The organism is Microbacterium sp. F2E (genome assembly GCF_020905435.1).
Lineage (GTDB): Bacteria > Actinomycetota > Actinomycetes > Actinomycetales > Microbacteriaceae > Microbacterium > Microbacterium lacticum.
On sequence record NZ_JAJJIB010000014.1, the window covers coordinates 19,022 to 32,816 of the forward strand.

The 13,795-nt window shown below is 72.5% G+C and carries 11 protein-coding genes; all 11 read left to right on the forward strand.

The genetic code is table 11. The features are described from left to right. The first annotated feature begins 49 nt into the window (after positions 1–49). The 11 genes from pheS to LOK55_RS10930 all read left to right on the forward strand — a co-directional run bounded on the left by pheS (position 50) and on the right by LOK55_RS10930 (position 13,773). Positions 50–1,090: a phenylalanine--tRNA ligase subunit alpha gene (pheS, locus tag LOK55_RS10880; RefSeq protein WP_196323335.1), complete on the forward strand. Its 1,041-nt coding sequence runs from the start codon at positions 50–52 to the stop codon at positions 1,088–1,090. Beyond that, positions 1,090–3,609, forward strand: a complete 2,520-nt coding sequence (gene pheT, locus LOK55_RS10885) for a phenylalanine--tRNA ligase subunit beta (protein ID WP_229935382.1) — start codon at positions 1,090–1,092, stop codon at positions 3,607–3,609. The genes pheS and pheT overlap by 1 nt, the downstream gene beginning before the upstream one ends. A 78-nt stretch (positions 3,610–3,687) precedes the next feature. Continuing rightward, positions 3,688–4,458, forward strand: coding sequence for an ABC transporter ATP-binding protein (locus LOK55_RS10890; protein ID WP_229935383.1), 771 nt, complete (start codon positions 3,688–3,690; stop codon positions 4,456–4,458). Further along, positions 4,440–6,023, forward strand: coding sequence for a hypothetical protein (locus LOK55_RS10895; protein ID WP_229935384.1), 1,584 nt, complete (start codon positions 4,440–4,442; stop codon positions 6,021–6,023). Before LOK55_RS10890 ends, LOK55_RS10895 begins: the two co-directional genes overlap by 19 nt. 8 nt (positions 6,024–6,031) lie before the next feature. Further along, complete coding sequence (locus LOK55_RS10900; protein WP_229935385.1) at positions 6,032–7,036, forward strand: NAD-dependent epimerase/dehydratase family protein; 1,005 nt, start codon at positions 6,032–6,034, stop codon at positions 7,034–7,036. 298 nt (positions 7,037–7,334) lie between these two features. Further along, a complete protein-coding gene (argC, locus tag LOK55_RS10905) occupies positions 7,335–8,381 on the forward strand; it encodes an N-acetyl-gamma-glutamyl-phosphate reductase (protein WP_229935386.1) in 1,047 nt (348 codons plus the stop codon). Next, positions 8,378–9,553, forward strand: coding sequence for a bifunctional glutamate N-acetyltransferase/amino-acid acetyltransferase ArgJ (gene argJ, locus LOK55_RS10910; protein ID WP_229935387.1), 1,176 nt, complete (start codon positions 8,378–8,380; stop codon positions 9,551–9,553). Before argC ends, argJ begins: the two co-directional genes overlap by 4 nt. After that, the gene (argB, locus tag LOK55_RS10915) at positions 9,550–10,476 is read left to right on the forward strand and encodes an acetylglutamate kinase (RefSeq protein WP_229935388.1); all 927 of its coding nucleotides are present in this window, start codon (positions 9,550–9,552) and stop codon (positions 10,474–10,476) included. The genes argJ and argB overlap by 4 nt, the downstream gene beginning before the upstream one ends. Beyond that, positions 10,473–11,750 carry an acetylornithine transaminase gene (locus LOK55_RS10920; protein WP_229935389.1) on the forward strand — a complete coding sequence of 426 codons (1,278 nt, stop codon included), beginning with the start codon at positions 10,473–10,475 and terminating at the stop codon, positions 11,748–11,750. Before argB ends, LOK55_RS10920 begins: the two co-directional genes overlap by 4 nt. Beyond that, entirely contained in the window at positions 11,747–12,670 is a 924-nt protein-coding gene (argF, locus tag LOK55_RS10925; RefSeq protein WP_141380245.1) for an ornithine carbamoyltransferase, read from the forward strand. The genes LOK55_RS10920 and argF overlap by 4 nt, the downstream gene beginning before the upstream one ends. Then, on the forward strand, positions 12,667–13,773 hold the full coding sequence (locus LOK55_RS10930; RefSeq protein WP_229935390.1) for a heparan-alpha-glucosaminide N-acetyltransferase domain-containing protein: 1,107 nt from the start codon (positions 12,667–12,669) through the stop codon (positions 13,771–13,773). The genes argF and LOK55_RS10930 overlap by 4 nt, the downstream gene beginning before the upstream one ends. Positions 13,774–13,795: the final 22 nt, after the last annotated feature.

Consider the following 13,795-nt stretch of genomic DNA (forward strand, 5'->3'; position numbering starts at 1 on the left):
GCCGGTCGGCGAGCGTGCGGCACCGGGCCCGCCGGTAGACTCGGCTCTTGTGTCTGACGAGCCCACGATCACCCAGGAATCGGTGGATGCTGCCGCCGACGACGCCCTCGCGGCGATCGCCGCAGCGACGAGCACCGCAGAGCTGAAAGCCGCCCGCGCGGCGCACACCGGCGAGGCATCCGCCCTCGCCCGGCTGAACGCGCAGCTGCGCAACGTGCCGAACGATCAGAAGGCCGCCCTCGGCAAGCTCGTGGGGCAGGCGCGCGGACGCGTCGGACAGGCGCTGGCCGCGCGCGAGGAGGCGCTCGCCGAGGCCGAGGCCGCCGCCCAGCTCGAGGCAGAGCGGATCGACATCACGGCCGTCGCGCCGCGGGCGCGGGTGGGTGCGCGGCATCCCGTCTCGCTGCTGCAGGAGGAGATCGCCGACCTGTTCGTCGGCATGGGCTGGGAGATCGCCGAAGGTCCCGAGCTCGAGCACGAGTGGTTCAACTTCGACGCCCTGAACTTCGACGTCGACCACCCGGCACGTCAGATGCAGGACACGTTCTTCGTCGACCCGGTCGAGCGTCACCTGGTGCTGCGCACCCACACGAGCCCCGTGCAGGTGCGGTCGATGCTCGAGCGCGAGGTGCCGATCTACGTGCTGTGCCCGGGACGGGTCTACCGCACCGACGAGTTCGACGCGACGCACCTGCCCGCCTTCGTGCAGTTCGAGGGACTCGTCGTCGACAAGGGCATCTCGATGGCGAACCTCAAGGGCACGCTCGACCACGTCGCGCGCCAGCTGTTCGGACCCGAGGCGAAGACCCGCTTCCGCACCAACTACTTCCCGTTCACCGAGCCGTCGGCCGAGCTCGACCTGTGGCATCCGACGTTCAAGGGCGGCGCCCGCTGGATCGAGTGGGGCGGCTGCGGCATGGTGAACCCCAACGTGCTGCGCGCGGCCGGGATCGACCCCGAGGTCTACTCGGGCTTCGCGTTCGGGATGGGAGTCGAGCGGGCGCTGATGTTCCGCTCCGACGTGCAGGACATGCGCGACATGGCCGAGGGCGATGTGCGCTTCAGTGAGCAGTTCGGAATGGTGGTCTGATGCGCGTCCCTCTCTCCTGGCTGCGTGAGTACGTCGACGTCCCGGCGGATGCCACGACGGACGACATCTTCGCGGCGCTCGTCTCGATGGGTTTCGAAGAGGAGGAGGCGCTCTCCTTCGAGGTGACCGGCCCCGTCGTCGTCGGCCAGGTGCTCTCGTTCGACGAGGAGCCGCAGAAGAACGGCAAGACGATCCGCTGGTGCCAGGTGGACGTCGGCGAGGCGGAGCCGCGCGGCATCGTGTGCGGCGCCTCGAACTTCTTCGTCGGCGACAAGGTCGTCGTCTCGCTCCCCGGCGCCGTGCTGCCCGGCCCGTTCCCGATCTCGGCCCGGAAGACCTACGGACATGTCTCGGACGGCATGATCGCCTCGGCGCGCGAGCTCGGACTCGGCGACGAGCACTCCGGCATCCTGCGCCTCGGCGAACTCGGTCTCGACCCCGCGCCGGGGACGGACGCGATCGCCCTGCTCGGCCTCGACGACGTCGCGGTCGACGTGAACGTCACGCCCGACCGCGGCTATGCACTGTCGATCCGTGGCATCGCCCGCGAATACGCGCACGCGACGGGAGCGGAGTTCCGCGACCCGGCCGCGCACGAGTGGGATGACGTGCAGCCCGGCAGCGGCTTCCCGCTCGCCGTCGACGACCAGAGCCCGATCCGCGGCCGCGTCGGCGCGAGCGAGTTCGTCGTGCGCGTCGTCCGCGGCGTCGACCCGGCGCGTCCGACCCCGCCGTGGATGGTCGCACGGCTCACGCTTGCGGGCATCCGCTCCCTCGGCATCCTCATCGACATCACCAACTACGTGATGCTCGAGCTCGGCAACCCGATCCACGGCTACGACCTCGACCGCCTCCAGGGCGGCATCACGGTGCGCCGCGCCGGCGCGGGCGAGAAGCTCACGACCCTCGACGGCAAGGAGCGCGCGCTCTCGACCGAAGACCTGCTCATCACCGACCAGTCGGGCCCGATCGGTCTCGCCGGTGTGATGGGCGGCGGCACGACGGAGATGACGGATGCCACGCGGAACGTGCTCATCGAAGCGGCGATCTTCGACACCGTGTCGATCGCGCGCACCGCGCGGCGTCACAAGCTGCCCTCGGAGGCGTCGCGCCGGTTCGAGCGCGGCGTCGACCCGCTGATCCCGTTCGTCGCGGCCCGCCGAGTGGCCGACCTGATGGTCGAGCTCGCCGGCGGCACGCTCGACGCGGAGCTCGGCGGAGCGCTGTACGGCGAGGTGTTCGTGCCGTCGATCGAGCTGCCGCGCGCGTTCGTGCCGGCCCTGATCGGCGTCGACTACACGGATGCCGAGATCACCGGCGCGCTCGAGACGATCGGCTGCGAGGTCACGGCGCTTCCGGACGCGGACGCGGGCTGGGAAGTCATCCCGCCGTCATGGCGCCCCGACCTCACCGACCGGTGGACGCTCGCCGAAGAGGTGGCGCGCATCCACGGGCTCGACCGCATCCCGTCGGTGCTGCCGACCCCGCACGGCGTCAGCGCCGGGCGCGGCCTCACGCCGCTGCAGAAGGGGCGTCGCCGTGTCGCGAACGCGCTCGCCGCCGCCGGGTTCGTCGAGACGCCGTCGTTCCCGTTCACGACCTCGGAGGCGAACGACCTGCACGGGTCGGCGTCGGGCGAGCACGTCGAGCAGGTGAAGCTCGCCAACCCACTCGACGGTCAGGCGCCGTACCTGCGCCGCTCGCTCGTGCCGGGGCTCCTGCAGGTCGCGCACCGCAACCACTCCCGCGGGTTCACCGACCTCGCCCTGTTCGAGACCGGGCTCGTCTTCACCCCCGAGCCGGGGGTGGCCTACGGCACCGACGAGGTGCCGCCGCTCGGCGAACGCCCGAACGACGAGACCCTGGCGGCCCTGACCTCCGCGATCCCGCCGCAGCCGCGTCACGTCGCGGTGCTGCTGACGGGGAACGCCGCGCCCAAGCGCCCCGGACACGCGCCCGTCGCCGCCGACCTCGCCGACGCGCTGTCGGCCGTCGAGGCGATCGGCGCGGCGGCGGGCGTGCGCATCGAGGTGGCGCAGGGGGAGCGCGCGGCGCTCCACCCCGGCCGCACGGGCGTGCTGTCGGCGGCGGGCGTCGAGGTCGGCTACGTCGGCGAGCTGCTGCCCGCCGTGTCGGCGGCGGCGGACCTGCCGGGCCGGGTGTACGTGGTCGAGCTCGATCTCGACGGCGTCCTGTCGCTCGCCGGGACGCCGGAGGTCGAGGCGTCGCTGTCGGGATTCCCCGCCGCCACGCAGGACGTGTCGCTCGTCGTGGGCGACGACGTCGTGGCCGGTGACGTGCGCGCTGCGCTCGTCGAGGGTGCCGGAGAGCTGCTCGAATCGGTGCGGCTCGTCGACGACTATCGCGGGCAGGGCCTCGAGGCGGGGCAGAAGAGCCTCACGTTCGCGTTGCGCTTCCGGGCCGACGACCGCACGCTGACCGCCGCCGAGGCGACCGAGGCGAAGCTCGCCGGCGTCGCCGTGGCCGCCGCGCGGTTCGGCGCGACCGTGCGCGAGTAGCGGGCTCGCCGGTCGGCAGTGGGGCGGGGGTTCCGCCCCACTGCCGTTCCCGGGGTGCGCTGACTAGGCTCGGTGGGGATGATCGAGACATCCGCCGTCCCCGCCCTGCAGCTGTCGGGCCTCGTCAAGCGCTTCGACGACAAGCTCGCCGTCGCCGGCATCGACCTGGTGGTGCCACCCACCTCGTTCTACGGCCTCGTCGGGCCGAACGGCGCCGGAAAGACCACGACGCTGTCGATGGCGACGGGGCTGCTGCGTCCCGACGCGGGCACGGCGTGGGTGCACGGCGTCGACGTCTGGGCCGACCCGGTCGCGGCGAAGGCGATGATCGGCAACCTCGCCGACGGGGTGCGGCTGTTCGACCGTCTCACCGGCGAGCAGCTCATCACTTACACGGCGATGATGTTCTCGGTGCCGCGCGAGCAGATCGCGCCGCGCGTGGCCGACCTGCTCGACCTGATGGACCTCCGCGAGGCGGCGGGTGTCATCGTCGCCGACTATTCGGCCGGCATGACGAAGAAGGTCGCCCTCGCGTGCGCGCTCGTGCACGCGCCGCGCCTGCTCGTGCTCGACGAGCCGTTCGAGTCGGTCGACCCCGTCTCGGCGGCGAACATCGAAGACGTGCTGCGCTCGTACACCGCGACGGGCGGCACCGTGATCGTCTCGAGCCACTCGATGGACCTCGTGCAGCGCATGTGCGACCACGTCGCGGTGATCGCCGCCGGCCGGGTGCTCTCGGCGGGCACGGTCGACGAGGTGCGCGGCGCGCAGTCGTTGCAGGACCGTTTCGTCGAGCTCGTCGGCGGACGGCACACGAGCGAGGGGCCCGCGTGGTTGCGACAGTCCTGAGGCTCCGCTACCGCATCCTCGGCAACACGCTCGCGCGGCGGCCCTGGCAGCTGGTCGGGTTCTGCTTCGGCATCATCTGGGCCCTCGGCATCCTCGCACTCGTCGTCTCGGTGCTGATCGGCCTCTCCCGCCTCGACGATCTCGCCCCGGTGCGCGCCGTCGCGATCCTCGGCGGCTCGGCCCTCCTCCTCGGCTGGATCGTCGGCCCGCTCCTGATCGCAGGCGTCGACACGACGGTGGATGCCACGAAACTCGCGACCTTCCCGCTGACGACCCGTCAGGTGATGACGATCCTCACCGCGACCGGGCTCACCGGCATCCCCGGCATCGCGACGTCGATCGCGGCGCTGGCGACGCTCCTCCTCTGGGTGCGCTCGCCGCTCGCCACGCTGGTGGCCGTGCCCTGCATCGCCCTCGCGGTGCTCACCTGCGTGATCGCGAGCCGCCTGGCATCCGCCCTCAGCACCGGGCTCGGCGGCAACCGTCGCGGACGCGAGCTCGTCGGCACGATCGTGCTCGTGGCGGTCATCTTCGCGGGGCCGCTCGCCACCGGCGCCGTCGCCGCACTCTCCAACGTGGGCGACGTCGGCGCACAGTTCGGCCACGCGTCCGACGTGCTCGGGTGGACGCCCTTCGGCGCCGCGTCGGCCGTGCCGGGCGACGTCGCCGCGGGGTCGTACGTCACGGCGGCGCTGAAGTTCGTGATCGCCGCCGCGACCGTCGCCGTGCTGTGGGCGGCGTGGCACGCGGCGCTCACCCGCGCCACGGTGTCGCCGCCGCGGCAGACGACGCGCTCGGTGCGGCCCGGGCGACTGGGCCTGTTCGGCGTCATGCCCACGGGCGGCGTCGGCGCGACGTGGGCGCGCTCGCTGACCGGCTGGCTGCGCGACCCGCGCTACCTGCGGCAGCTGATCGTGGCGCCGCTGTTCCCGATCCTCTTCGCCTTCACCGGCGGCGTCGACGGGTTCATGTTCGCGGCGTCGCCGATCTTCGTCGCGTTCGTGCTGTGCATCGCCGGGTACAGCGACATCTCCTACGACGGCACGGCGTTCGCCTCGGTGCTCTCGAGCGGCATCCGCGGGCGGCAGGACCGGTGGGGCCGCATTCTCGGCGCCGCCTGCGTCGGCGTTCCGCTCACGATCGCGATCGCGGTGATCACGGCGATGATCGGCGGTCACGCGTCGACCCTCCCCGCGATCCTCGGCGCAGCCCTCGGTCTGCTGCTGGCCGGATACGGGGTGACGGCGGTCTCGTCGGCGCTCATCGTCACTCCGGTCGCCGCGCCGGGCGACAGCCCGTTCAAGACGGTGCCCGGACAGACCTTCGTCAGCGGGCTCCTCGTCTTCGTGGTGCTCGGCGCCTGCGGCCTCCTCGCTGCGCCCGCGCTCATCGTCGGGATCATGGGCATGGTCGGCGGCGACCCCGCCGTCGGCGTCGCCGCCCTCGCCGTGGGAGTTCTCGGCGGCGCCGTCGTCACCGTCGCGGGCGTGCTGATCGGCGGGCGCACCCTCGAGCGCACGGCGCCCGACCTGCTGCAGCGCATCAAGGCGTTCCCGGTCGGCTGAGGGTCATCATGACCGACGTGCTGATCCTCGGCGGAACCGGCTGGCTCAGCGGCCGCATCGCCGAGCGGTGGATGGATGCCGGGGCATCCGTCACGTGCCTCGCGCGCGGCACCCGGCCGGTTCCATACGGCGCCCGGCTCGTCGTCGCCGACCGGGATGAACCGGAGGCGTACGACGCCGTGCGGGGTCGGGACTGGGACGAGGTCGTCGAGGTCTCGTCACGGAGCACCCACGTCGCCGCCGCGGCTGCAGCGCTCGCCGGCGACACGCGGCACCTCACGTACGTCTCGAGCGTCTCGGTGTACGCCGCGAACAACGAGGAGGGCGCCGACGAGGGGGCATCGCTCGTCGAACCCGCCGCGCTCGGCGACGACGGCGACTACGCCCGGGCGAAGGCGGCATGCGAGGCGGCCGTGCGCGCCGCCTTGCCGCACCGCGCGGCGATCGTCCGGCCGGGTCTCATCGGGGGGCCCGGCGACCCCACCGATCGCTTCGGGTATTGGGTGTCGCGCTTCGCGCTCGCCGAGGGCGGTGCCGTGCTCGTGCCGGACGCACCAGTCGTGCGCGTGCAGGTCATCGACGTCGACGATCTGGCAGCGTTCGTCGCCGCCCTCGGCGCCGCAGGCTTCAGCGGCACGGTCAACGCGGTCGGGGATCCGTCGCCGCTTCCCGCGGTGCTCGCGGCCGCACGCGAGGCATCCGGACACACCGCCGAGGTCGTCCCGGCCGCCCCCGACTGGCTCGTCGCGCAGGGCGTGCAGCACTGGATGGGACCGCGCTCCCTCCCGCTGTGGCTACCCGACGAGATGCCGGGCTTCGCGACGCGCTCGAACGCCGTCTACCGGATGCTGGGCGGTGCCCTGCGTCCACTGCGGGAGACGCTCGTGCGGACTCTCGAAGACGAGCGGGCGCGCGGGCTCGACCGGGCACGGAGCGCCGGAATCACGCGCGAGGACGAACTCGCCCTCATCGCGGCCCTGCGTTCGGGAGGAGATCTGCACGCGGGAGGGTGAATCGGGGCCCGCGGTCCTCCCGAGTGCAGAAGTCCGCCCGAACGCCGCCGCGACGGCCGGACCGTCCCGACCCACCCCGAGGCTCCCGACACGGATTTGCGGCCCTGCGGGCGCGGGCGGTAGGGTCGCGGCATGCTCGTGGCCGACCCGCTCACCGTCTCGACGGTGTTCCGCGCGCCCCGACGTCTCGAGCTCCGCGGCCGCCGACTGTAGGCGACCCCGCATGCTCCCCGTCGCCGGGTCGAGCAGTGGGAGTCGCCGTCTCCGGCCCCGATCCCACAGACAATAAGGTTGAGAAATGACCTATTCGGTCGCCGTCTCCGGCGCCTCCGGCTATGCGGGTGGCGAGATCCTGCGCCTGCTCGCCGCCCATCCCGACATCGAGATCACCACCGTCACCGCGCACAGCAACGCCGGCGACCCGCTCGCCGTGCACCAGCCGCATCTGCGCTCGCTCGCGCATCTCACGCTCCAGCCGACCACCCCCGACGTGCTCGCCGGGCACGACATCGTCTTCCTCGCGCTGCCGCACGGCCAGTCGGGGCAGTACACCGACGCGCTCGCCGGCACGCCGCTCGTCATCGACGCCGGCGCCGATCACCGGCTGAGGTCGGCGGATGCCTGGGCGCAGTTCTACGGCGGCGACTTCCACGACCCGTGGGTCTACGGCGTCCCCGAGCTCCCCGGCGGCCGCGCCGCGCTCGCCGGGGCCAGCCGGATCGCGGCGCCCGGCTGCAACGCCTCGACGGTGTCGCTGAGCCTCGCGCCCGGCGTCGCCGCGGGCGTCATCGACCCGTCCGACATCGTGAGCGTGCTCGCCGTCGGCCCGTCGGGGGCCGGCAAGAGCCTCAAGACGAACCTCCTCGCCGCCGAGATCCTCGGCTCGGCGAACCCGTATGCCGTCGGCGGCACCCATCGCCATATCCCCGAGATCCAGCAGGCGCTGGCCGCGGCCGGCGCGTCGGCGGGGGTGACGCCCGACGTGCGGATCTCGTTCACGCCGGTGATCGTGCCGATGGCGCGGGGCATCCTCGCCACCTCGTCGGCGCCGATCGCGGCGGGCGTGACCGACGCGCAGATCCGGGATGGCTGGCAGTCGGCCTACGGCGACGAGAGCTTCGTGCAGCTGCTGCCCGAGGGGCAGTTCCCGCGCACCGCCGACGTGCTCGGCGCGAACACGGCCCTTCTCGGCCTCGCGATCGACCGCTCCGCGAACCGCGTCGTCGTGGTCGCCGCGGTCGACAACCTCGTGAAGGGCACCGCGGGTGCCGCCATCCAGTCGATGAACATCGCCCTCGGCCTCCCCGAGGACCGGGGCCTGACCGTGAACGGAGTCGCCCCGTGACCGCCACGTCTGCGCAGGGAGTGACCGCGCCCGCAGGGTTCGAGGCGGCGGGGGTCGCCGTGGGCCTCAAGTCCACCGGCAAGCCCGACGTCGCCGTCGTCGTCAACCGCGGCCCGCTCGCCGTCGGGGCCGCCGTCTTCACGAGCAACCGCGCGAAGGCGAACCCGATCCTGTGGTCGCAGCAGGCGATCGCCGACGGCGTGGTCGAGGCGATCGTGCTGAACTCCGGCGGCGCGAACTGCTTTACGGGCAGCTTCGGCTTCCAGACGACGCACCAGACCGCCGAGAAGGCCGCGGAGCTGCTGGGCATCAGCCCCGGCGACGTGCTCGTCTGCTCCACCGGGCTCATCGGGACGGGCGACGAGACGTTCCGCGCCAAGGTGCTCACGGGCACCGAAGACGCGATCTCGCAGCTCTCCGCGGACGGCGGCGAGAGCGCCGCGCGCGCGATCATGACGACCGACACCGTGCCCAAGACGAGCACGCACACCGGCGACGGCTGGACGATCGGCGCGATGGCGAAGGGCGCCGGCATGCTCGCGCCGAGCCTCGCGACCATGCTCGTCGTCCTCACGACCGACGCCGTGCTCGACGCCGCCGAGGCCGACGCGCACCTGCGCGCGGCGACGCGCGTGAGTTTCGACCGGCTCGACTCCGACGGCTGCATGTCGACGAACGACCAGGTGACACTCCTGGTCAGCGGGGCATCCGGGATCACCCCCGACCCCGCCGCCTTCGGCGCGGCGCTCACCGAGGTCTGCCTCGACCTGGCCGCTCAGCTGCAGCGCGACGCCGAGGGCGCGAGCCACGACATCACGATCCGCGTCGTCGGCGCCGTCTCCGAGGCCGATGCGGTCGAGGTGGGCCGCTCCGTCGCCCGCAACAACCTCTTCAAAACGGCGATCTTCGGCAACGACCCCAACTGGGGGCGCGTGCTCGCCGCGATCGGCACCACCCAGGCATCCTTCGACCCCTACGCGGTCGACGTGAGCTTCAACGGCGTGCGCCTGTGCAGTGCGGGAGCGCCCGACCGTCCCCGCGAGGAGGTCGACCTGACGCCCCGCGCGACCGACGTGCTCATCGACCTCCAGGCGGGGGAGGCCTCCGCGACGATCCTCACGAACGACCTGACGCACGACTACGTCCACGAGAACAGCGCGTACAGCTCATGAGCGAGAACACGAGCGAGGCCACGCCGGAGAAGATCCAGCACACGACGCCCGAGCAGGCCGCCGAGAAGGCAGCCGTGCTCATCGAGTCGCTGCCCTGGCTGCAGCGATTCCGCGACCAGATCATCGTCATCAAGTACGGCGGCAACGCGATGGTGTCCGAGGAGCTGCAGGATGCCTTCGCGCAGGACATCGCCTACCTGCGCTTCGTCGGGGTCAAGCCCGTCGTCGTGCACGGCGGGGGACCGCAGATCTCGCAGATGCTCGACCGGCTGTCGATCCCGAGCGAGTTCAAGGGCGGCTACCGCGTCACCTCGACCGAGGCGATGAGCGTCGTGCGCATGGTGCTGACCGGGCAGGTGAACCCGCAGCTGGTCGCCCGGATCAACGCCTATGGGCCGTTCGCGACGGGCCTCTCCGGCGAGGACGCGGGGCTCTTCCGTGGGCGTCGCCGGGGCGTCGTCATCGACGGCACCGAGCACGACCTCGGCGCCGTCGGCGACGTGGTGGCGGTCGACCCGCAGCCGGTCCTCGATCAGCTCGCGGCGGGGCGCATCCCGGTGGTGTCCTCCATCGCCCCCGACCACGACAATCCGGGGCAGTCGCTCAACGTCAACGCCGACGCCGCGGCGTCCGCGCTCGCCGTCGCGCTCGGCGCGGCGAAGCTCGTCGTGCTCACCGACGTCGCGGGCCTCTACGCCGACTGGCCGAACCGCGACTCGCTCGTCTCGCACCTGACGGCGGCGGAGCTTCGCGCGATGCTGCCGCGGCTCGAATCGGGCATGATCCCGAAGATGCAGGCGTGTCTGGATGCCGTGGACGGCGGCGTCGACACGGCCGCGATCATCGACGGACGCCAGCCGCACTCGGTGCTGGTGGAGGTCTTCACAGAACAGGGAATCGGAACAGAGGTGGTGGCGCAGTGACCAGCGCACACGCGCAGAGCGCACAGGAGAATCCGGCGGCGCCGTGGCAGGACGACGCGTCGCGCGACCTGACCCGCAACGTCGGCGATCGGCTCGCCCTCTTCGTGCGCGGCGAGGGCGCCTACCTGTGGGACGGCGCCGGACGGCGCTACCTCGACTTCCTCGCGGGCATCGCGGTGGTCTCGCTCGGGCACGCGCATCCGGTGTTCGTCGAGGCGGTCTCGCGCCAGGCGGCGACCCTCGCACACGTGTCGAACTACTTCGCGACACCGCCGCAGCTCGCCCTGGCGGCCCAGCTCAAGCGCCTCGCCGGCACGGGATCCGAGGGGCGCGTGTACTTCGGCAACTCCGGCGCCGAGGCCAACGAGGCCGCGTTCAAGCTCGCCCGGCTGCACGGTCGCGGGTCGGAGGGACAGGCGCCGCGCCCGCGGATCCTCGCGCTGAAGAACGCGTTCCACGGGCGCACGATGGGCACCCTCGCCCTCACCGGCAAACCGTCGATGCAGGAGCCCTTCCTGCCGATGACGCCGGGCGTCGAGTTCCTCGACTCGACGATCGAGGCGCTCGAAGAGGCGATGGATGACCGTGTCGCGGCACTGTTCGTCGAGCCCATCAAGGGCGAGGCGGGGGTCATGCCGCTTCCCGAGGGCTACCTCGAGGCGGCGCGCGAGATCACGGCGCGCCACGGCGCTCTGCTGATCGTCGACGAGATCCAGACCGGCGCCGGCCGCACCGGGGCGTGGTTCGCGTTCCAGCACGCGGGCATCACCCCCGACGCGATCACGGTCGCCAAGGGCATCGGCAGCGGCTTCCCGATCGGCGCCCTCATCACGTTCGGCGCGGCGGGGGAGCTCTTCTACCCGGGCACCCACGGCTCGACGTTCGGCGGCAACGCGCTCGGCACGGCCGTGGCATCCGCGGTGCTCGGCGAGATCGAGCGCGCCGACCTGCTCGAGAACGCCACAGCGCAGGGCGAGCGCATCCGCGCGGCGATCGCGGCGATCGACTCGCCGCTCGTCGAGGGCACGCGCGGTCAGGGCCTGCTCATCGGTGTGGCGCTCCGGCATCCGGTCGCCGGCGCGGTCGTCGCGGCGTCGCAGGAGCACGGACTGATCGTGAACGCCGCCAACGACCTGACCATCCGCCTCGCGCCGCCGCTCGTCATCGGCGATGTCGAGGTCGACGAGTTCGCCACCCTGTTCGCCCGCGCGCTCGCGACCGTCGGCGACGCTCTGCTGCTCGATGACACCCACCCCTCGGAGGTTTCCGCATGACCCGCCACCTGCTCCGCGACGACGACCTGAGCCCGGCCGAGCAGGCCGAGATCCTCGATCTCGCGGTCTCGCTGAAGAAGGACCGCTGGAAGCTGAAGCCCCTCGAAGGCCCGCAGACCGTCGCGGTGATCTTCGACAAGAGCTCGACCCGCACCCGGGTGTCGTTCGCCGTCGGCATCGCCGACCTCGGCGGGTCGCCGCTCATCATCTCGACGGCCAACAGCCAGCTCGGCGGCAAGGAGACCCCGTCCGACACGGCGCGGGTGCTCGAGCGCCAGGTCGCGGCGATCGTGTGGCGCACCTACGCGCAGGCGGGGCTCGAGGAGATGGCGCGCGGCACGACCGTGCCCGTGATCAACGCGCTGAGCGACGACTTCCACCCGTGCCAGCTGCTCGCCGACCTCCTCACGATCCGGGAGCACAAGGGGGAGCTGAAGGGCCTCACCCTCACGTTCTTCGGTGACGGCACGTCCAACATGGGCCACTCGTACGTGCTCGCCGGGGTCACCGCCGGCATGCACGTGCGGGTCGCGTCGCCCGAGGCCTACGCGCCGCGCGCCGACGTCGTCGCCGACGCCGAGCGCATCGCCGCCACGACCGGCGGCTCGGTCACGCTCTACACCGATCCCGACGAGGCCGCCGCCGGCGCCGACGTCATGGTCACCGACACGTGGGTGTCGATGGGCAAGGAGGAGGAGAAGTCGGCACGCCTGCGCGACCTCGGCCCGTACAAGGTGACGACCGAGACGATGGGCCACGCGGCATCCGACGCCATCTTCATCCACTGCCTGCCCGCCGATCGCGGATACGAAGTGGATGCCGAGGTCATCGACGGTCCGCAGTCGGTGGTCTGGGACGAGGCCGAGAACCGGCTGCACGCGCAGAAGGCGTTGCTCGTCTGGTTGCTGCGCCAGCAGTGAGACCGGTCGGGGTCGCCGCCCTGAACGCGCCCGCGCGCGTGCAGGGGGTCGACCTCGCGCGCGGGCTCGCGGTGCTCGGCATGCTCGCCGCGCACCTGCTCACGATCGAGAGCTTCGACCCGACCCGCCCGGAGACCTGGATCGACATCGCGAACGGGCGGTCGTCGATCCTCTTCGCGACGCTCGCGGGCGTATCGATCGCGCTCCTGAGCGCGGAGCCCGGCTCAGGAGGCACGCGCCCCCAGACCGGCCCTGCGCTCTCGCTCACCCGGCGCCGGCTCCTGGTGCGCGCGATGCTCATCTGGCTGCTGGGCGCGGCGCTGATCGCGACGGGCGTGCCGGTGTACGTGATCCTCCCGGCCTACGCGCTGCTGTTCCTGTTCGGGGCGACGCTGCTGACGCTGCGCACGCCGACCCTCTGGATCACGGCGGCCGCGCTCGCCGTCGTCATGCCGTGGGTGCAGCCCGTGCTCGACGCGCTGCCGATCTGGCAGGGCGAGTCGGGGTCGGATCTCGCCGCACTCGTCGGCTGGCACTATCCGTTCCCGCTCTGGGCCGCGTTCCTCCTCGCGGGCATGGCGGCCGGGCGCAGCGACCTTCGATCGGTCCGGACGGATCTGGGTCTGCTCCTCGGCGGCCTCGCCGCCGTCGTGGTCGCCGGGATCGGCGCGTCGGTCACCACCCGTGCCCTGGCCGCGGCGCCCGAGGGCGGCCCGCTCGGCGGCTACCTGCAGACGGTGCTGACGGATGCCGCGCACTCGGGCGGACTCTGGGAGGTCATCGGGTCGGGCGGGGGAGCGCTGGCGACCCTCGGCGCGTGCGTGCTCGTGTGCCGCACGCCCATCTCCGCGGTGCTGCTGCCGCTGCGCGCGGTCGGGTCGATGCCGTTGACGGCGTACGTCGGGCAGCTCTGCGTGTGGGCTCTCTGGGCGGCGGCGGTGCTCGGCGACACGGGCGACCTCGGCGGCTTCCGTGCGCTCGACCCGTTCTGGCCCTTCGCCCTCGGCACGATCCTCGCCTGCACGGCGTGGGCGCTGCTGTGGGGTCGCGGCCCGCTCGAGCGGATCGTCGCGACGCTCACTCGGCTGCTCGTACCCCGCTGACGGCGCGGCGGCGCGCGCGCCG